Annotated in this window: 9 protein-coding genes and 1 pseudogene; 2 read left to right on the plus strand and 8 right to left on the minus strand. The window is 64.3% G+C overall.

Annotation, left to right across the window (positions count from 1 at the left end; genetic code table 11):
- Position 1: 1 nt before the first annotated feature.
- From ACL58G_RS17070 to ACL58G_RS17100, 7 genes and pseudogenes are all read right to left on the minus strand, one after another.
- Positions 2 to 730 (minus strand): ABC transporter ATP-binding protein, encoded by a 729-nt coding sequence (locus tag ACL58G_RS17070; protein WP_413385612.1) that lies wholly within the window; start codon positions 728 to 730, stop codon positions 2 to 4.
- Positions 727 to 2,511: a 4'-phosphopantetheinyl transferase superfamily protein gene (locus ACL58G_RS17075; protein ID WP_440962545.1), complete on the minus strand. Its 1,785-nt coding sequence runs from the start codon at positions 2,509 to 2,511 to the stop codon at positions 727 to 729. Before ACL58G_RS17075 ends, ACL58G_RS17070 begins: the two co-directional genes overlap by 4 nt.
- Positions 2,511 to 3,731, minus strand: a complete 1,221-nt coding sequence (locus tag ACL58G_RS17080; protein WP_440962546.1) for a 3-oxoacyl-[acyl-carrier-protein] synthase III C-terminal domain-containing protein — start codon at positions 3,729 to 3,731, stop codon at positions 2,511 to 2,513. Before ACL58G_RS17080 ends, ACL58G_RS17075 begins: the two co-directional genes overlap by 1 nt.
- An 11-nt stretch (positions 3,732 to 3,742) precedes the next feature.
- Positions 3,743 to 11,206, minus strand: coding sequence for an SDR family NAD(P)-dependent oxidoreductase (locus tag ACL58G_RS17085; RefSeq protein ID WP_440962547.1), 7,464 nt, complete (start codon positions 11,204 to 11,206; stop codon positions 3,743 to 3,745).
- Positions 11,207 to 11,530: 324 nt separating this feature from the next.
- A pseudogene (locus tag ACL58G_RS17090) lies at positions 11,531 to 12,052 on the minus strand (AMP-binding protein); the annotation flags it as partial.
- A 57-nt stretch (positions 12,053 to 12,109) separates the two neighbouring features.
- Positions 12,110 to 12,898 (minus strand): GAF domain-containing protein, encoded by a 789-nt coding sequence (locus ACL58G_RS17095; RefSeq protein WP_440962548.1) that lies wholly within the window; start codon positions 12,896 to 12,898, stop codon positions 12,110 to 12,112.
- Between the two features lie 1,010 nt (positions 12,899 to 13,908).
- Positions 13,909 to 15,132: a 3-oxoacyl-[acyl-carrier-protein] synthase III C-terminal domain-containing protein gene (locus tag ACL58G_RS17100; protein ID WP_413385619.1), complete on the minus strand. Its 1,224-nt coding sequence runs from the start codon at positions 15,130 to 15,132 to the stop codon at positions 13,909 to 13,911.
- A gap of 470 nt (positions 15,133 to 15,602) precedes the next feature.
- On the opposite strand from ACL58G_RS17100, the gene ACL58G_RS17105 reads away from it, so the two are divergent.
- Positions 15,603 to 17,081, plus strand: a complete 1,479-nt coding sequence (locus ACL58G_RS17105) for an SGNH/GDSL hydrolase family protein (protein ID WP_440962549.1) — start codon at positions 15,603 to 15,605, stop codon at positions 17,079 to 17,081.
- 146 nt (positions 17,082 to 17,227) lie between these two features.
- Complete coding sequence (locus ACL58G_RS17110; RefSeq protein ID WP_440962550.1) at positions 17,228 to 18,838, plus strand: histidine kinase N-terminal 7TM domain-containing diguanylate cyclase; 1,611 nt, start codon at positions 17,228 to 17,230, stop codon at positions 18,836 to 18,838.
- Between the two features lie 35 nt (positions 18,839 to 18,873).
- Here ACL58G_RS17110 and ACL58G_RS17115 read toward each other — a convergent pair whose 3' ends face one another.
- On the minus strand, positions 18,874 to 20,799 hold the full coding sequence (locus ACL58G_RS17115; protein WP_440962551.1) for an outer membrane protein assembly factor BamB family protein: 1,926 nt from the start codon (positions 20,797 to 20,799) through the stop codon (positions 18,874 to 18,876).
- Positions 20,800 to 20,814 lie beyond the last annotated feature (15 nt).

Below are 20,814 nucleotides of genomic sequence, written 5' to 3' on the forward strand. Positions count from 1 at the left end.
ATTAACCTCGGTTGGCAAAGGAGGTAATGTGGTTCCTGCGGTCGTCCTGCACCATGCCGTCATGCAGGACGATCTGCCGGTCGACCCGCTCCAGCAGGCGCTGGTCGTGGGTCGAGAACACGAACGCCGTTCCCTCGGTATGGCTGATCGAGCGCATCAATGCGATGACCTTGAGCGCATTGTCGGAGTCGAGGTTGGCGGTCGGCTCGTCGGCAACCACGAGCATCGGCGCGCCGACCAGTGCCCGGGCGATGGCGACCCGTTGCTGCTGGCCGCCTGAGAGCTTGGCCGGGCGATGGGCCAGATGGTGCTCCAGGCCCATGTCGGTGAGCCGTTTCAGCGCGATATTCCGCGCTTCGCGTGCTGTCGCCTGTCCGACCTGAAGCGGCAGCATGACGTTCTCCAGGGCCGAGAGTACCGGGATCAGATTGAAGCTCTGGAACACGAAGCCGATGGCGCGGTTGCGCAACGCGCTGCAATGATCGTCCGACAATGCTGCCGCGTCCTGGCCCTGGAACAGCACGCTCCCCGAACTGGGCGTATCCAGCAGGCCGCACAGATTGCAGAACGTGGATTTTCCCGATCCGGAGGGACCCCAGACGGCCACGAATTCCCCGGGGACGATCGAGACGTTGATCGCCTTGAGTGCGTCGATGCGGTTCTCTCCAAGCTCGTACTGCTTGTGTACATTCCGCATCTCGATGAGTGCCGGAACAGCGCTGACGGTCATGATTGCTCCTTGTTGTCGTGCGTGTGCACGGGACTGTCGATCGCCACGATGAAGTCGCCGTCACGCAGCGTCCTGACATCGGCGCACGCGCCGTCTGGTACGTGGCGCATGCGCAGGCCGTGGTCGTCCGCCCATGCGCACGCTTCGACATCCCGGGCCGGACGATGGAGGCCGAGGCCAAGGCGCTTGCCGAACGCCTCCTTGGCACACCACAGGCGGGTGATCCAGGCGGCTCGCTCCGGGGCGCCGTATGCCGCCAGTTGCCGCCGCTCGCCTTCGGTCGTGAAACTCGCCAGCCAGTGCGCATCGTGCTCGGCGACGCGCTCGATATCGATGCCGACCGGTGCGCCGGCGGCGATGGCAACCGCGACCCCATGGCTGTGCGCGATACTGATGCGCGGGACGGGCGTCGGGGCCGGCCAGGAGGCGACGACGGGCTGGCCATGCGGATCGTTGCGGATGGCGAACGCCGCGGGATGCAGGTCCAGGTCCGCGTTGGCCGTGCGTGCGCGCCAGGCGCGCGCCGCGTCCTTGGCCGCGACGCGCCCAAGGAGCCATTCGAGCTGACGCTGCGGGTAGTGGGCCTTCGCGTCGAACTCGATCATTTCCTCGGCCCGCAGGTAGTGACGTGCCAGCAGGGCGAGGTCGAAACCGGCGATGGTCTGCGCCGCCAGCCATTGGTAACCGATGTCGCGATCGGGGCCGGCCAGCGACCGGGTCTCGCTGAGCAGGCACCGGCTCGGGTGGCGTTGCAGGGCCACGAGTTCCGGCGCCCATTTGAATTGCCAGGACCGCCAGCCGGCGACGCGGAGCCAGGCGCCGCCCGCGCCGTCGCCGATCTCGACGTCCGCGCTGATCATCTTCAGCTGGCGTCCCGTGATCCTGATCGTGACGGGCAGGATGCTGCCTGCGGCCGGCGTCGGGCCATGGAAGTCGAGCCGCCCCAGACCGACAGGGAAGGCGGAGCTGCCGTCCTGCATGCTCCAGACGGCAATGAGCTGGCCGATGGTGTCCAGCAGTCCCGGGTCGCACAGCAGTTGCGGTTGGTCCGAGAAGGTGAACCAGTCCTGCGTGGGCCTGACCCGCAATTGCCCATGCAACCCGTCGGGGCCGATGTGCAGCGGTCCGTGCAGGCACTGGAACCGCGGTCCATGGAACAGGTGGCGGTCCGCATACAGTTGACCGGCGTCGACCGTGGTGCCGGTCGGCGGGAGGATCGATTGCGCCGGCGGCGGGGCCGAATAACGCGTGCCGAGCAATACCGTGGAAGCGATCATGCTCTCGTGCGCGGGCCCGGCCAGCACTTCCACCGCAATGCGTTTGTAATCGGCGTGCTCGTGCCCATGCTCGACCTGGCCCTTGACCGTCAACTCGAGTTCGCCGTTGTCCGACACCGCGATCCAGCGCCGGGCCGTGACGTTTTCGAAGCCGAGCAGGCCATAGCCGGGGGTAAGGCATGCGGCCGCCTCGGCCATCAGTTCCAGGCTGCCCGTCATGGGCACTACGGGATAGCATTCGCGGAGTGGCTTGACCCCCGGGGCATGGACGAAGTTATGGTCCGCCAGGAACAGGTCCGTGTCGAGCGCCAGCCGGCGCGCTACCGTGATGCTGGCGCCGGCCTGGTAGTCGAGGATCCGGTCGACGAACGGCAGCACCGGCGCCGGTTGCCGGGGCGCCGCAGTCCCGGTATCGTCGGCGCGCGCCTGGTGTGCCGCTGCCTCGAACGCCCGGCCCACGAGCGGCGCGCTGCCCGAGACCAGGTAATGATTGGTGGGTGCCATCAGATCTTCTCCAGTACCAGTCCGCCGAGGGTGAGTCCCGGGCCGTAACCGAGGCAGACGACGCGCGTGCCGGGCGCAATGCCGGGTTCGTCAACGATGCCTTTCAGGATGTGGGGAATCGTGGCCGACGACATGTTTCCGTTCTCGCGCAGGACCGCCTTGCCGACGGCGACCTGGTCGTCCAGTAGCCCGAGTTCATCCTGGATGCGTTCGATGATCGTCGGTCCGCCCGGGTGGATCGCGAATACCAGGGCTGGCTTGGCCTGCTCGAAATCGATGCCGATCCGGCCCAGCAGGTCGTCGACGAACGCGTACACGTGGCGCCTGATGACGACCTCCACCATGTCCGACGTCGTTGTCCGGAACCGGTACGGGCCCGGGACCAGGGTCATGGCGTCCGCGGAATCGGGCAGCAGGCGTTCGTTGAACGCTATGACGCGCAGCCCCGGCAATGCGTAGTCGCGTGCATGCGATGGGGTGCACAGCGAATAGTTGATGAAACCGTCGGCGTACAGCGACATCGCGGCAATGTTCGCGGCGCTGAACTCCTCGATGTCGTGGTGGCCGGACAGCAGTTCGGTATGCACGATATCCACGCGCTGCCTGGGCGACGCCGTGCCATTCTGCCCCGATGCGAGGAAGCCATGCGCCATCTTTATCGCGGAGAAAGCGCCATGGCTGTCCACGTGATAGCAATGCGATACGCACGTGGAAAACCATTTTTTTTCCACGACCAGGCGCTCCAGCGGGCTCGGCGCAAGATAGCCCGTGGAGGTCACGTGAATCAGGTCATCCGGCGCAACCGCGGCGTCGCCATACATCTCGCCGAGGCAGTCGCCGACGATCTTCCCGTAATACTGGTGCCGGGTTTTCAGGTCCGCGCCTTTGGTATCCTCCGGGCCGGCGAAGAGTCGCAGGTGCGCGTGCTCGGGATCGGCCAGGAACATGTCGCCATCCATGATGCGGATGTCGGCCAGTTTCGGGAAAAAGACGAGTTGCCGCTGCCTGATCACGGCAGGCGGCACCGCATACTGTTCGAACTTGCCCTGCATGTCGGCCACGGCCTGTTGCTTGCCCTGCCGGGTGGTGATGCCATGCAGCTTGCAATAGCTGCGTGCCATGGCATATGCGGACACCTCCAGGGCAAGCCGTTGAGGCACCGGCGTGGCGACCCTGACCGGGGTGAAATTAACCAGAACTGGATAGTCGTAGTTGTCCATTGCATGCTCCGCTAGTTCGTCAGCCGCAGGGTCGCGATCTGGCCGATGCTGGACGTAATCACGATTTCGGGCTGGCGACGGGGGCCGTGCTCGAGCTCATCCAGGAAATGGCGCTGCCCGGTTGCAGGGGCGATCGGCTGGATCGAACGCGATGCATACAGCCGGCGCAGATCGTCGTTGACCATGCCCGCATCCCACGGCCCCCAGTTGATGGAAAGCGCGTGCAGGTGGGGCCAGGCATGGCTGAGCTGGTCCGCCAGCTTGTTCAATACCTCGTTCGCGGCACTGTAGTCGGCCTGGCCGATGTTCCCGAACCGACCGGCGACCGAGGACAGGAAGACGATGAAGCGCAGGGCGGCAAGGTCCAGCCGTGCCGCAAGCGTCAGCGCGGGCACGACTTTCGTATCGAACACCGAGTCGAAGGTGTCCACGGACTTGTTGAGTATCAGTTTGTCGCTGATCACACCCGCACCGTGGATGACGCCGTCGATCCTGCCCAGGCGCCGGTAGATCTCGTCGAGCAACGCGTTGAACGCCTCGTTGTCCCGCACATCCAGGCAGTGGTATTCCACCGTGCAGCCGCTGTTGCGGAAGGCCGCGAGGTTGGCCGCCATCTCGCGTTCCTTCAGGAGCTGCTTGAGTTCGGCTTCGACCGCCGCCGGCCTGACCTTTTGATGCCGTGACTGGAACCGTTCCGTCAGCAGGTGCCGCAACGCCTGCAGATCCGTCACGTCGCGTGTCAGCTCGTCCTCGTCGCCCGGCAACGGACTGCGGCCGACAAGGACGAGGTGCGGGTGATATTTATCCGCCAGCATGCGCGCAAGGTTCGCGGTAATCCCGTAGGCGCCGCCGGTCACGAGGACCACGGAACCGGGTTCGAGGGCGAATTCCCCGAGATTGTCATGCTCGCGTGCGCGCGGAACGAGATCGATGCGGTAGCGCCCGTCCTCGTCGAACCCCACCTCGATGTCGGGATTCGAACTGAACATCTCGCGCGTGATCCGGGCGGCGAGCTCCGCCGGATCGAGCGCCGGTGCGGCATCGATGCATTTCACCCGGACGTTGGCCCATTCCCGGGCGGCCGACTTCACGACGCCCAGCGTCCCGGCGCTGCCGACCGCGGTATGCGCGCCGCCAGCGAGGCCGAAGCGGCCGTCGAACGATGTCACGTTGATCAATCGGCCGGCGCCGGCGTCGGCACTGCGCCGCAGGGCGGGGCCCAGCACTTTCAGGAGCATGAACAGTGCCAGCGCATCGTTCCTGTGGTCCCACGTCGAGCCACCCTCGTCGGCGCCCATCAGGTTGATCAGGGCCCCGGGCGGCGTCTCGTCCACCCGCAGCAGTTCGGCAAGCGGCGTCACGGCGTCGAGCGAGGAAAGGTCGACCTCGAGGCGCGACGCGTCGACGGCCCGCGTGAATGCGCCGGGCACGACGTGACGAACCTGGCAGCCTTGTTCCTCGAGCCGCTCGCGCAACGCGATCGCGAGGGGCGAGACCTTGCTGACCAGGACAATGGGGACGCCGCCCGGCCAGGCGATCGTCGCGTCCGCGTCCAGCGGTGCGTCGCATGCCTGGACGACATAGCTGAGCACGGGGTCGGACTCTGCCGGTGCATCACGCGACTCCACTTCCTCATCCGGCGACGAAAGTGGAGCCGGCGCTTTTTTTGCCGGGCTCTCCGCTACTGTGGATTCCGCTTCGGGCGCAAGCAGGCGCTCGTACCACGCCACGACTTCACGCAAGGTCTTGAAACCCGACAGCTCCTCGATCAGCTTTTCTTCGTCGCGATCGCCGACGAGGCTGTGGCGTTGCGACAGATTGCTGAAGATCTCGATGCGCTTGATCGAATCGATGCCGAGGTCCGCCTCCATGTGCGCGTCCATGTCGAGCATGTCGACGGGGTAGCCGGTCCGTTCCGACACCGCTTTCAACAGCTCCGCCGAGAATTCGGCGGTCGATGCCGGCCTGGCTTCCCGAGGACTGCCGTGGGGCGCCGCCGACCGCGCTGTCATGGGAGCGGAAGAAGCGGCCAGCGGGACCGCGGCTGGCAGTTCGGGCAGGATGGGCGCCTGCGCGGGCTTGCCGATATGAATGGGGGACGGCGCGGCGCTCGCTGGCGCTGTCGCAAGGCTGGCCACGGTGGCCTGGGGGCGCGGTTCAGGCACGGGATTGACTGGCCGCGTCGACCCGACCGGCAGCACCAGCGGCGGCGCCACGAGGCGCGGACCGATGCCGGCCAGCTGTGCCTGCAGGTCGAGGAACTGGCGGAGGACGTGCTGCTGCTCGGTCTGGAATGCGAGCAGAGATTTCAACGTGTCGTGAAAGTCACCCATGTGCGATGAGGACCCGGGAAATGCTGGCACTGGCATGGCTGCGTCGCCCGATAAATCGGTGGGCAGGGGTTCTCTGCTGGTCATTGTCGTTCTCCGATGAGTAGTTGTGGCGGTGTCTTGCGATACCTGCACCGGGCGCGTGCCCGCCTGCATGTGGGCGGCGGGTACGGACGCAGGCGGTGCCGGGGGCGACGGCTGCGGAGGGGGCGTGCCGGGGCGCGGCGGCGCGGACCAGGGGACGGCCCGGCCGCCGTTCACGCGCCAGACCAACGGGCCGTGCTCGTGGCGCCGGCGCGCTTGCGCCAATGTCTCGTCGAGACCCTGCTCGGCCAGTCCTCGTCCTGAGAACCATTGCCCGAGGTTGATGGGCAATCCCCTGGCTTCCGCCTGCGCCAGCAGCTGTGCGAGTTGTTCCCAACCGTTCCTTCCCGGGGCGTCGAGCGCAAGCACGCAGTGCGGACGCGTGCCAAGGATGCGACCGACCAGGCCGGTCAGCGTCAGGCCCGGCCCGCACTCGACGAACACATGTGCGCCTGCCGCGTACACTGCCTCGATCTGATCCGTGAAGCGGACCGGTTCGGAGATATGTCGCGCCAGCAGCGAGCGCATCTGATCGGGTTCGGGCGGATAGGGGGCCGCGGTCAGGTTGGCATAGACTGGCACGCGGGGCGGCGCGAAGGCGACCGAGTTCAATTCATCGGCCAGGGCAGCTCCGGCCACCGCCATCTGTGGGCAATGGAATGCCGTGCTCACGGCGATCCGCCTGGTGCGCATGCCCTGCTGGACCAGGACCGGCAGCGCCGCCTCGATCGACTCCGGCGTACCGGCGATGATGGTCTGGTCGGGCGCATTCAGGTTGGCCACCGTGACTTGCAGACCGTAGCGGGCGATGGCCTCGTTCGCCCGGTCGCCATCCACGTCGAGGGCCGCCATGGCGCCGGCCGGGGCGCTCGTCGCGAGGCGACCGCGGGCGAGCGACAGGTGCAGCAAGGCCTCACGCGTGATCACGCCGGCCGCGCAGAGCGCGACATATTCGCCGTAGCTGTGCCCGGCAACGAAATCGGGACGCAAGCCATAACTGGTAAGAACGTCGTACGCGGCCATGTTGACCATCCCGAGTGCCGGCTGCGCGACGTCGGTGGCGTTCAGGGCTTGTTGCTGGGCATTGCGGTCGGCGTCGTTGAACGCCGGTCGCGGATAGATATAGTCGGCGATGGCGGGCTGGCCGGGATCGTTCGTTGCCGGCTGGGCGAAACAGGCGTGCAGCGCGGGCAAGTCCGTGACGAGATCGCGCAACATGTTGATGCGCTGCGCCCCCTGGCCTGGAAACAGGAAGCAAACGCCGCCGGGTGCCTCGGTGCTCTCGCGGTAATGCAGGCCGCTCGCCGGATGGATGGGTGTCCGCGAATCGAACTGCGCCAGCGCGTGCGCCAGCCTGCGGCGCAGATCGTCGACGGAGCTGGCCACGACGACCAGGCGGCACGGCTGGCCGCCGTTCGCGCGGCGCAGCACGTGCTGCTCGCGGTACAGCGAGAAGGCCAGTTGCGCCAGGTCGACTTGAGGCGCGCGCTGCAGTTGCTCCAGCAGGTCCTTGATCGCTTGTTCGATGTCGGCGCGGCTGGCGCCGGTAAACGCGAACAGCTCGACGTTGCGGGGCTGCAGGCTGGTCCTGTCGGCCGGCCGGTACGCATTGGCGTACTCGGATAACACCGCGTGGAAATTCGTGCCGCCAAACCCGAAGGCGCTGACGCCGCAGTAGCGCGGGTGGGCGCGGCCGGCATGAAGCCAGGGGCGCGGTTCGCTGTTGACATAAAGGAAGGAGCCCGGTGCAGCGAGCGCCGCCACTGGCCGCTCTACGCCAAGCGTGGGCGGCAGGACGCGGTGATGGAGCGCGAGGGAGGCCTTGATCAGGCCCGCGATGCCGGCCGTGACCTTGGTGTGTCCGATCATGGACTTGACGGAGCCGATCGCACACGCGGGCGCCGGCGCCGAACCCATCACGGTCGTGAGCGCGGCGACTTCCGACTTGTCGCCGAGCGCGGTACCCGTGCCGTGCGCTTCGATCAGCGTAACGAGGTGCGGGTCGACGCCGGCGTCCCGGTAGGCGCGCTCGAGTGCTGCAACCTGGCCTGGCGGATGCGGGGCGGTCAGGCTGCGGTGGCGGCCGTCGCTCGCGCTGCCGACGCCGTTGATGAGCGCATAGATGCGGTCGCCGTCACGCTCGGCATCGCTGAGGCGCTTGAGCACGATCGCCCCCACGCCTTCGCTGATTGCGATCCCGTCGGCGCTTTCGTCGAATGGGCGCGAACGTCCGCGCGGCGACAATGCGTGCGTCTGGGCGAAGCACATGAACCCCAGTGCGCTATTCGTGCAATCGACGCCGGCCACGAGCGCCACGTCGGCCTGGCCGTCGCGCAGCTGCCTGAAACCGACTTCGAGCGCGGCGAGCGAGGATGCGCAGGCCGCGTCGACCGTGAAGTTGCTGCCGCCGAGATCGAGCCGGTTGGCCACCCGTCCTGCGATGACGTTGCCGAGAATGCCGGGAAAACTGTCCTCGGTCCACTTCGGCAACTCCTTGTCGAACAGCGTATCGATGATGTGATCGCGGGTTTCCTGGGACAGCGACTCCACCCGCGCGAGATACAGCGGCAGTACGGTGCGCAGGTTGTAGAGCGTGCCCAGGTCGTTCATGCCGCCGACGGCCACGATGCATGCCGTGCGGTCGCGTGCGAAGGGCCGCTGGTCCAGGCGTGCATCCTCGAGCGCCTGGCGGGCGACTTCGAGCGTAAGCAGCTGGGCCGGCTCGATCGAACCGAGCGTTGCCGGTGCGATACCGTAGCGCTGGGGGTCGAATGGCATGTCGTCCAGGAATCCCCCCCATTTCGAATACACTTTGTCGGCGACGCCGCGGCGCGCCTCGAACAACTGGGCGGCCGGCCAGCGGTCGTCACTCACTTCCCGCATGGCGTCAAGTGCGCGCATGATGTTGTGCCAATAGGCCTGCAGCCCCTGTGCCTTGGGAAAATGCGCTGCCATGCCGATGATGGCGATCGGTTCGCTGGCTGCCGCGGGCTCGGCGTCTTCGCTGCGCGGCACGTGTTCCTGCAGGAGCCGCATGCTCGCACCGGATACGGCGTCGTGCAGCTCCGCCAGGCTGCAGGTCTCGGCACGCAGCCGCGCGACATCGCCCAGCATGTACAGTCCGTCGCGTCGTTGTGCGTCTTCGTCGAGGGTAATGTAGCGCTGGCTTGCAGGCACATCCGGATCGCCGTTGCGCGCGACGCCTTTCGAGGCGATGCGCAGACGGCCGATGTTCATGAGCTCGAGCGCCATCAGCGTGTCTTCGTCTGACTTGCTTTCCAGGACGAGCTGGCGCCGCAGCGCCTCGAATTCGTCGCAGAATGCGGTCCTGGCGCAGCGGGTGTAGATACCGACGCCCGACTGCAGCAACGCGGTCTCCTTGCACTGCATGGCCTGGCGCTGGAATTCCCCGACGATCGCACCGCTTGCAACGATCTCGTGGGTGAACAGGTACGCGGTACCCATCAGCACACCGACCTTCATGCCCCGCGCGCTCAGTGGTGCGGCAATGAGCGCGACCATTGCCGCCGATAACGCGTCATGGACGCCGCCGGCAAACAGGACGTGCACGGCCTCCGGATCCTTGATGTCCGCGCTGGCCAGGATGCCGACCGCTTGTTCCCACAGCACGAAGCTGCTGCGCGGGCCCGTGTGCCCGCCGCATTCGCTGCCTTCGAACACGAAGCGCCGCATGCCGCTCCCGAGAAAACTGCGCAACAAGCCGGGTGACGGGACGTGCAGATAGGTGACCGTGCCGAGTTCTTCGAGCTCGCGGGCCTGGCCCGGACGGCCGCCGGCGATGATCGCGAACGGCGGCCTGATCTCGCGCAGCACCGCCAGCTGTTCCTCGCGTAGCTCGCGCGGTACGAATCCCAGGATGCCCACGCCCCAGGGCATCGTGCCCATCAGTTCGCGGGTCGTGCGCAGGAGGGCGGCGACCTCGGGACCGCGCAGCACCGCGAGAGCGACGAATGGCAAAGCGCCCGCCGCGGCGACATCCCTCGCGAACGGCGCGACGTCGCTCACGCGCGTCATCGGGCCCTGGGCGATCGGAAAGCGCGTGCCGTGGGATCGTGCGAGCGGGCCGTCGGGCTGCAGTGCCTGCAGGGTGTTCGCCTGCCGCAGCCGGTTTTCGATGGCGTCCCGGATCGCGGTGACGATGCGACCGACCGTACCGAAGCGCGTTCCGAGGGGCTCAGCGAGACCGATGTCGGCCCCCGCCGGGATGATCGGGTCCCCGGCGTCGAGCAAGCCGTTCAACAGGGCGTCCTGCCATTCCTCGCCCTGTGCAACCATGCGTTCGATCTCGCGCTGGCGGACACGTCCACTCCGGCTGAAGCAGCGATAAGGCGTGTCTTCGCTGCCGACCAGCGCAGTCTCGCTGCCGTCGATCCCCGACCATGCGATATTCGCGGGCGGGCAGGGTGCTTCGGCCGTCTGCCAGAGCTGTTCGCCGATGACGACACCGCGCGCGCCAGCCAGCATGACGGCCGCCGCCGTGTGCGGACCGATACCGCCCTGGATCCAGTAAGGAATTGCCAGCTTTCCCGCGCACTCCTGCGTCAGCATGAACGCCGAGCGGCGGCACACGTGGCCTCCCGCCTCATTGCCTTTGAGGACCACCCCGTCGAAGCCCGCGTCCTGTGCCGCCTGGGCCTCGGCAAGATCGCATGCTTCCAGCAGGACGGCGCGGGCGATTTTGCGCCCGGTCCTGGCTGCGGCACGAAGGTCCCCGGAACGCACGCCAGCCAACTGCAGCACGGGCGCGCGTGTTTCGAGGCCGCTATCTCCCGCCAGGTGGTTGAGGACGTCATGCCTGGCCTGGAGCAGGTCGAATCGGAGCCCCCAATTCGCCGCCTGACTCGACCAGCGTGCGACTTCGGCGACGGCCGCCGCCATGTCGGCAGGTGGCGTCCTGATGCCGAGGTCGAGGATACCAAGCGCGCCCGCGCGGCTCGCTGCGATGGCAATCTGCGGCGCCAGCCGGAATTGCGGGCTGAGCGCGATAATCGTTGGTAGTTCAGTCTTTACCGCGTTTGACGCATTCATGAGGATCTCCACGGTGTCTCTTCAAATAGGCGGTTGACCGCCCGCTCAGGCATGAGGGATGACCATCAACGCCCCTTTGGAAAATACCTGCCAGAAATTCGTTGGATCATGGCGGACGCGTGAAGACCGGCCGCCCGTGGAACGGCGGGATCTGGCAGGTACGCGGACCGGAAATGCCAACGATTGATGGGTGCGCATTGATATGCAGACGCCGCCGCCGGGCTCGCGATACACCAGCGCGCACGCCGGCGTGCGCGCGTCGACCTTGGCCTCGTCCGGCCAGCCATGGGGCAAATCCATCGGTCCGTCGTCGCAACCCACCACCTGCAGCCTGCCGGCCTCCGGGCGCAGTGCTTGGGTGACGGGCACGAACAGGAACGGCGGCTCGAGGACATCGAACACCGCTGCTTCGAGCTGTGGACCGAGGCCGGGATCGAACTTCACGTAAGCTGCCCCGGCTTTCAGGATCGCCAGGATTGCGCGCACCTCGGCAATCGAAGGTTCGAGTCTGACGATACAGAAGCACCCCGCGTGCAGGCCACGACGCTGCAAATACAGTGCGAGTTCGTCGGCCTGATGGTCGAGCTCACCATAGGTCAGCAGCTGGTTGCCTGCCTTGACTGCAGGCGCACCAGGGAATGTCTGCGCATTCACTTCGAAGCGGCGCTGCAAGGGAAGTGAATGCAGATTATTTATCGTCACGCATCCGTAATCCGATGGATGCAGTGTCCTGCATAATTTTCTGAGGATGTGTAATTCACTTCTATATTGCGGTGCAGTATACAAAGTGTCGTCATCGAGGAATAATGAAATATTACCCCGGGCCGGTATTCTTGCGAGTTCCAGTCCAACGTGCATTTCTCTCTCCCGGTCATTCCATGGGCGCTTGGTTCACGGCTCTACAGGACGGCTCTTTCATTGCTTGACGGTATGTTCTGGCATGAGTTGTTCTGGTGCGACTTGCGCTGGCATGGGGGCGGCGAGCGGCAATTCTCCTGTTTGTTTTTTGTGCTTGACGCTGCGTTTCTTCAGGCTGTTGCTGAGTTCCGAAATCAGTTCCGTGGCCACGAAAATGATCTGATTGACACTGAGGCCGGTATGCAGCATCTCGCGATAGAAAGCGCGGGCCAGCATGCGCGCGAACTGGTTCGGATTTTGCATGATCCCATTCATTAACTGCTTGACTGCCGAGTCATTGGATTGGGCGATCGCCAATTGGGCAAATCTCGAGTTGAGAATATTCTGCAGTTGGATCACCTGAATGGACTTCGTCACCAGCGGTGTGAGCACACTGAAAAGTTGCAGGTCTTCTTCTTTGAATCCGCCCGGCTGCAATGAGAGTGATGCATGGATGACTCCAACGATTTTTCCTTGTAAAACAATCGCGGATACCATGCTTTCGGTCGTGCCGTGGACATCATAGGCGCGCTCCGGAGCGGCGGAGGTCTCGCTGACGGTCGCTGCATAGATCACGGGTTTCTGATTCGCCAGCAGCTCGGGCAGCGGACCGAATTGAGGCCCGCTATCGAGTGGCGTCTGCGAAAGATCGCACTCGGCCAGGATCAGGATGCTGCAGCCTTTCGCGGAGAGTATTCGGGCAATGACCTCCGACAGGGCATCGAGACACTCCTTCATGCTCCCTTCGGGAGAGAATCGGGAGAATTCTTCCCTTAACCGGGAAGCGGTCTTATCACTCAGCATCATGGCATCCTCATAAGATTATTCAGCATCCGACTTATACATCCTGATGATTATTATGTTTTCGATGGTGAATGACGTGGGGCGTGATTACTGTCGTTAATTGAATTCGTGCCGACTGGCAATAGTTATTCTGGTGCTTCTTGCTAACCACAGTCACATGTCGTGCGTATGATTGTTGAATCCAGTGCGTGCGCTTGTAATCATTGCCATAAACCTTAATTAGACATTATCACCTGTTGAATGTGGCTGTTTGATTGCAGTCAAACCGGCGGATAAGCTCGGCCGCGCATAAAGAGACGGCGGCGCGATATTCCAGGACATGTCGTGAAAGCACAACTTTGGTGCGTCGTGTTGGTGATAAAACGGAAGAATATATCTATTTTTGCTGCGGCGCACCATGAATTCAGAGATGACTTGATGGGGGCCGGTCGATGACTGGTTTCAGGTAATGCAGAGCTTGCCAAAAAGCGAAAATCCGGATATGCCATTCCATCCAGGCCGTTTAATGATTCAAGGAATCTAAGTTTAAAGAATTGAAATTATCCGAATGAACCGGCCGACCTTGTGAATTGCGCTTTGCCGGATGAAGCATGGGATCGTTGAATTCGGCCTTGCGGGCAGTGTTTCGGGAAATTGCTCATTCGTGGACGCGAAGGTGGAAGCGGGTTGTGGCTTGATGAACGATCGCTTTCGCTCGTCAATGCCGGGCCGCCGCGGCAAGGACATCGGCGGGGCAGGGATCGGGCACGTTCATCGTTACGGGAAGCTGCGCACCTGGACAAGCGAACGGGAGGATGGTCCGTGCGACCCGCCACAGATGCGCGCTGGTGGCGCCCGGTCGGCACGGCACCATGGTGTGAAGCAGCTGGCGGCGTAGTGTGGTTCTCGCGGCCTTCGACCGCCGCGCGTAGCGGTTGAAGTGGCGCGGTGATCGCCGATACCGTGGAGGTGCGCTTGGCTTTTTTACCGGAATAAGAAGACAGGATAGGTGACGTCTCCTTATTCCTCCGGAATCAGACTTTCTCCAGTATCAGGCCGGACACCGTCAACCCAGGTCCAAAACCCAGGCACAGCACGCGCGTTCCTGGCCGGATGGCTTTTTCGTCCAGAATCGCTTTCATTATGTGCGGAATGGTCGCAGAGGACATGTTGCCGTTTTCATGAAAGACCGACTTGCTGAACGAGACCTGATCTTCGCGCAGGCGCAGTTCGTTCTGGACATGCTCGACGATTTTCGGCCCACCCGGGTGGATCGCGAACATCATCGAGTCCTTGTCGCGCTCGAAGTCCATGCCGATCCTGCGCATCAGGTCGGTGGCAAAAGCGTAGACATGCCGCTTGATCACCACCGGCACCATGACAGACAGGGTCACCTGGAACTGGTGGTCGGTCGGCATCATTGTGATCGCATCGGCGGCGTCGGGCAGGAGTTGCTCGTTCAAGGCGAGGATGCGCAAGCCCCGCAGGCCGTGCTCGCGCGCGTAACTCTCGGAGCACGCCGAATACTTGATGAAGCCGTCAGCAAACAATGTCATGGCGATGATGTTTTCGATACCGCTGTCCTCGATGTTGTGATGACCGGACAGGAGCTCGGTATGGACGATATCGATCCGCCGTTTGGGGGGAGCGGCACCGGTAAGCGACGAGGACAGGAAGCCGTGCGCCATTTTGATCGCGGGAAACGCTCCATAGCAGTGTTTATGGTAGCAATGCGTTACAGCGGTATCGAACCATTCCTTGTGTGCGACCACCCGTTCCACCGGGCTGGGTGCCAGGTAGCCGGAACTGGTCACATGGATCAGGTCGTCCGGACCGGTCATCGTATCGGAGTACATGTCCGTGACGCAGTCGTTCACGATTCTTTCATAGCTGAGGTGGCGGGTTTTCAGGTCGGCCCCCTTCGTATCGTCGGGGCCGGCGAACAGCCGCAGATGCTCCTGCGTGGGTTCTGCCAGCACCACGTCGCCATCGGAAATGCGGATATCGGTCACTTTTGGAAAGAAGACCAGCTGCCGCTGCCTGATCTGGTCGGACGAGACCGCGTATTTCGCGAATCGACTTCTCATGTCGGCCAACGCCTGGCGCTTGCCGTCCTTGCTCTCGATACCGTGCACCTTGCAATAGCCACGGGCAAGGCCGAATGCCGATAGCTCCAGCGCGAAACGTTGCGACACCGGTTTGGAGACCTGTATGGGTTTGAAATCGACCAACACCGGATTGACATCTGTATTCATCATGGCCTCCTTCTGCTCTCGGGGGATAACGCATTGATCAGGTCCAGGCCTCAGCTTATCGCCAAGTCCGCTGCATAAGGACGCGTATGCGATTTCGTTGATCCGACTCAAAGCTCAGCCATGGGATGTTTTGAAAAGAAATAACCCAGGATCAAAAAATGTTGCTTGCAAAAGTAACGGGTCAGCCGACGCCAGGACGGTTTTGTGTTGTGCGACGCAAAATGTGGGGCTTGAACAACGGTTTTCCGGACTCGGCGGAGGCGCCGCGCTTCGGTTCATGCGCGTGCCGTTCAGAGGGGAAAACGTGGGGGCCGGGCCGGGCGACGACGCGGTAGGCGTTGTGGTGCGATCGCAGCAATCTCAGCCAATCATTGATCAAACCAAAACCTTGGCAAGATTGAACGTGCAAGAGTGAGCGTTGTAAATTTTTCTTTTGAAAATTCTTATTATCAACTTCTGTTGGGGAAAAAATAATGCGACAAATCAATCTTTCACTTGCACTGTTCGTCATGGCAGTCGTTTCCGGCTGCGGCGGCGGCGATTCCAGCAATACGACCACGGATGCCGGCTCGGTGGGCTCCACCCCGGGCGGAAGCGGCACCGCGAAACCGACATTCGCTGCCCAGGTGACGTTCGGCGACAGCCTGGTCGACGTCGGCAGCTATGCGGTCGGGGGCATTCAGGCATTGGGCGGCGGTAAATACACGATCAATGGAAACAATACGACGGTGAGCCCGGCCCTGGACGGGAAGAACTGGACCGAAGTCCTGGCGAGCCAGTTGAAACTGCCGGCACCGTGCGCGGCCCAGACCGGGCTGGAAGGCGACGCCGCCAAGGGTTTCTCCATACCGGTTACCAACCACGGCGGTTGTTTCGCCTATGCCCAGGGCGGCGCCCGCGTGAGCAACCCGGTGGGGCCCGGCAACAAGCAGACCGGATCCGCGCTGGGACTGCTGACGCTCCCCGTCGCGGCCCAGGTCGCGAACCATCTCGCCGCCAACGGTGGGAAGTTCAAGGGCGACGAAATCGTCGTCGTCATGGCCGGCAGCGCGGATGCGCTTGCTGAACTGGACAAGTTGAAGGCGGATGCGACTGCAGCCGGCGAAGCTGCCGGCAAGGAGGCCGGCGACAGGGTGGCAAGGAGCGTGTTTGCGCTCTCGCTCACTGGCCAGTTGCTCAAGGCCGGCCTGAATTCCGTGAATGCATTGCGAGCGTCCGATGCATTGATTGCCGAGCTCGCGAACCCGAACCACACGCCCGACAGCCTGGCGCTGGTCCTGGTGGCAGCCTCGCTGCCGCATCCGGGCGATCCCCAGCCCCAACCGGGCGGCACGACGCCCGACTGGCCGTTCCTCATACCCCAGATGATCGCCACGGCGACGGCTGACGCCAAGGCCGCCGCGGCCCCGATTGCTGCCAGTGCCGCGGCGAAGGCCGGCGCCGACTATGCCGATGCAAATGGCCCGCGCGTCGTGGCCGCCATGACAAGCGCCGCGGCCGACCTCGCTGCACTGGTCAAGACCAGCATCGTCGGGAAGGGCGCGAAATATGTCGTGGTCAATAACCTTCCGGACCTGACAATCAGCCCATTCGCGCTAGCGCAGCCTGCGTCGTCCCAGGCACTGATCAAGACGATGGTCACCGCTTTCAACGACAGGCTCAAGGCTGACCTGGCCGGTCAGGCCGGCATCCTGTTGATCGACGTGGCGAGCGTCAGCCGTGCCCACGCGGCCGACTCGAAATCCTTCGGCCTGACCAGCGTCACCACGCCGGCTTGCGGCGCCAACGCGCTTGGCGCCGTCCTGAATTCGCTTGCGTGCAATGCCAGCAATACGATCGGTGGCGACGTCAGTCATTTCATGTTTGCCGATGGCATTTATCCGACGCCATTCGAGCATTCGTTGATCGCCAAGTATGTAGCCGACCAGATGACCCTCAAAGGTTGGCTGTAGATCCTGCGGGAGCGACGCTGGCCGCTACCGCGGCCGCGTCGCTGCATGACCGCTTGTGATGTTGTTCACGCGTGACAAAGTCTAGTTCCTGCAGGAAACAACCGGTGAGCCGATGCTAATATATGCACCTGCTCATCCGCGCGATCATGCAAATCTTTAACTTCCTCCTGCTGGCCGGTGCCGTGACGGCGCTGTTCCTGGCCTCCGTCGCCTGGACCCGCCGTCACGCCCCCGGGGCGCCAGCGCTGCTGGCCATGCAGCTGAGCGCGGCCTGGTGGCTGACCTGCTACGCGCTGCCGTTCGCGCGCCTGTGGCCGGACGACGGGATGTTCCTGCGGATGCGCGTCATCTTCCCGGCCGTCGTCGCGATCGCGCCGCTCACGCTGATCTTCGTGCTGAGCTACACGCGCGGCACGAACAAATGGCCCCGGTCGCGGCTCCTGGCGCTGGCCATCGTGCCTGCCGTCGTGGTCGCGGCCGCGCTGTCGCCCCTGCACGACCTGTGCTTCGGCACCTGGCGCGGCGAGTCCACGGACAGCATTTTCCGGATGGGCCCCCTGTTCTGGGTCCATTCGTTGTACAGCTACGTAGTGGTCGCGAAGTCGGTGCTTGCCCTCGTGGCCGCGTACGACCGGGGATCGCGGCACGTGCGGCGGCAGACGCGCATCCTGCTGGGCGCACTGCTCGTCCCGATCATCTGCAACGTGACCTTCATCGCCGGCGTGTCCCCGCCGGATCTCGATCCCACCCCGATCGGCCTGGTCGCGAGCGGCATCCTGGTATCGCTGGCGATCTTCCGCCGCGGCCTGTTCGATCTCGTCGCCGTGGCGCGTGAAAAGATCGGCTCGGCCATCACCGACGGCTTCATCGTGATCGACGCCCAGCGGCGTGTCGTCGAAAGCAATGCGGCGCTTCGGCGCATGTTCGACATCGGCCAGCCGGTCAAGCCGGGCCGCCTGCTCGGCGACCAGCTGGCCGAGCTGGATGAACACGTGGCCCGCCTCGGCAATGCCCCGACGACGACGGAATTCGTGCATGGCGGTGCGCGGCATCTCGAACTGCGCACGTTCGCCATCGGCGACGACGACGGCAACGCGATCGGCGCCGTCCTGATCGTCCGCGACGTCACCGAAGCGCGGACGACGTCGCTCGCCCTCGAGCAGGCGAACGCGCAGCTCAAGGCCCAGCTGGACACCATCCAGTCGATGCAGGCGCAGTTGCAGGAGCAGGTCATCCGCGATCCTCTGACGGGGCTGTACAACCGCCTCTATCTGACGGACGCGCTGGCGCGCGAATTGACGTGCAGCGCGCGGACCCGGGGCTCGTTCGCGGTCGTCATGATCGATGTCGATCACTTCAAGACGGTCAACGACGTGCACGGCCATGCGCTCGGCGACGCGATGCTGCGCGCGCTTGGGAGCCTGCTCCGGCAACAGGTCAGGCCGACCGATTCCCCATGCCGGTACGGCGGCGAAGAGTTCGTCGTCATCATGCGCGACGTGACGCTCGACCTGGCCATCGAACGCATCAACGAATTGCGGGTCGCGTTTTCCGCCCTGCGTTTCGCGTCCAACGGTGCCGATGTCGGCAGGTCGTTCTCGGCGGGCGTCGCGCTGTTTCCGCTGCATGGCCGCGACGAGGCGACCCTGCTGGCCGCAGCCGACGCGGCGTTGTATGCGGCCAAGGCCGCGGGCAGGAACCAGGTCTGCGCGGCGGCTGGGCGCGTTTCGAATCCTCGGCCCTTGTCGCTCGGCTGACGTTGCCCGCGGCTGCGCGGCTGCGCGTCAGCGCGTCAGCGCAGGTTGACCGCCGCCAGCTTGCCGGCGCTCGTCAGGATATACAAGACCCCGCGCTGCGAGATCGCCAGGTTGCCGCCCTGCGGATACGTCCACACCACCTTGCGCGTGTTCAGGTCGACCGCCTGCGTCGCGGTGGACGAACTCACGAAGGCAAGGTTGCGCGTCACGATGACGTTCGAGAAGTCATTGTTGCCCAGGTCGACAGTCCACAACAGGTTTCCGTTCGCCGGTGCGTGTGCCTCGAGTGTGCGGCCGTTCGCGCCGAATGCGTACACGGTGCCGTTACCGTAGGCGGCCATGCCGAATGTGTAGCCGTCCAGCACCCACGCGCGCGCGTGGGTGGCCAGGTCGAACGCCATCAACTGTCCGGACGCGACGATCGCCTGTCCCGTACCGGTCAGGACCACCGGGGCGGCCGTGAAATAGGTGCTGTACGGGTAGGGCGCGCCGATGGCATAGGCGCTGCCGCCGTCGGCGGCGTCGAACACCTTCAGGATGTTGTCGGGCGTACTGTACGTGTAGACGAATCGGCCATCGGTGGCTGGGCTCCAGCCTTCCTCGACCGTCGAGGGGACCGTCCAGGCGAACTTGCCGTCCTGGTCGGCATATTTGGCGAGGCCGCCGTAGTAACCGTCGATCGAGTACACGTCGGTGCCGACTACGGTAGGGGCCGAGTAATTACTCCATTGCGAGCTCATCGCGGTTTGCTTGAGCAGCGCGCCCGTCGCCTGGGAATAGACCCACAGATAGGTGTCCTCGTGCCCGGTGGACGTGACGTAGACACGGCCGTTCGCCGCTGCCGGCGGATTTACGTGGTTCAGGTTGGTGAGCTCGACTTTCCATGCGATCGTGCCCGAATCCTCGGAGATCGCCAGCAGTTCCCATTGCGTGTTCGCGCCCTGGCGGACGATGAATACCCGTCCGTTGTCGATGGCCGTCGATGCGTATCTGTTCTCGGAATTGACCGCACTGGACAGCTGCCAGCGGCGCGTGAACGTGGCGGGATCGAAGCTGGCGTCGACAAATCCCGTATGGGCCGCGTTGCCCTGGTACGTCGTCCAGCTGCCCAGCCCGTTCACCGGGGCGAGCGCGGACAGATTGGTTGGCGACTTCACGTTCACGGTGAGCGGCAGCGTCCACGGCGAGCCGGCCACGGGACGTTGGCAGGTGCGTACGTCGTCATCGCACATGCGCAACTGCAGGTTACTGTTGTACGTGCCCACCGCGAGGGCGTTGCTGGTGGCGGTCGAGAGCGTGAACACGTAATGGCCGTCCGGCGCGAGCGTCATCTGGTCGGGCGGGGTCACGGTGAGGCTGGCGGGATCGAATACGCCGATACTGGCGACGCGCCTCGCGAGTTCCTTGTCCAGTTGTGCTTCGAACGTGACGGTGGTCGCCGCGCCGGGATAGGTCGTCACGCTTAGGCTAGGCACCGACAGGGTCAGGCGCGCCGCCGCATCGGTCCTGGATTTGACCTGCACCGTCAGGGGCACGTGCCAGGGCGACCCGGGGAACGGTTTGGCGCAGGTGAGCGGTGCATCCTCGCACACGCGCACCTCCAGCGAGGTGGTATGGGTGCCGGCGCTGAGGTTCGGGGAGGTACGGAGCGTGGCGACATAGGACATCGCCGAGGCGCCCGACACCGATACGTCGGTCGTGACCACGCCTTTCGTGTCGATGATGCCGATGTTGAAGGACTGGGCAAAGGTGCGGCTCGACGTCGCCGTCACCGATACGGGCATGCTTTCTCCTTCGTACTGGCTAACGGTCGGTGCCGCCGGATCGAACGTAAGCCAGGCCCCGTCCGGATTGCTGGCCCCGGAACCGGACCCGCCGCCACCTCCCGAGCCGCCGCCGCCGCATGCGGCCAGCGTGAACGCGAGCGCGCACGCGAGCAAACCTCGCACATTTACCTTCATCACATTTCCTTGACT

It is taken from the genome of Massilia sp. GER05, from assembly GCF_052056005.1.
Classification (GTDB): domain Bacteria; phylum Pseudomonadota; class Gammaproteobacteria; order Burkholderiales; family Burkholderiaceae_D; genus Telluria; species Telluria orientalis.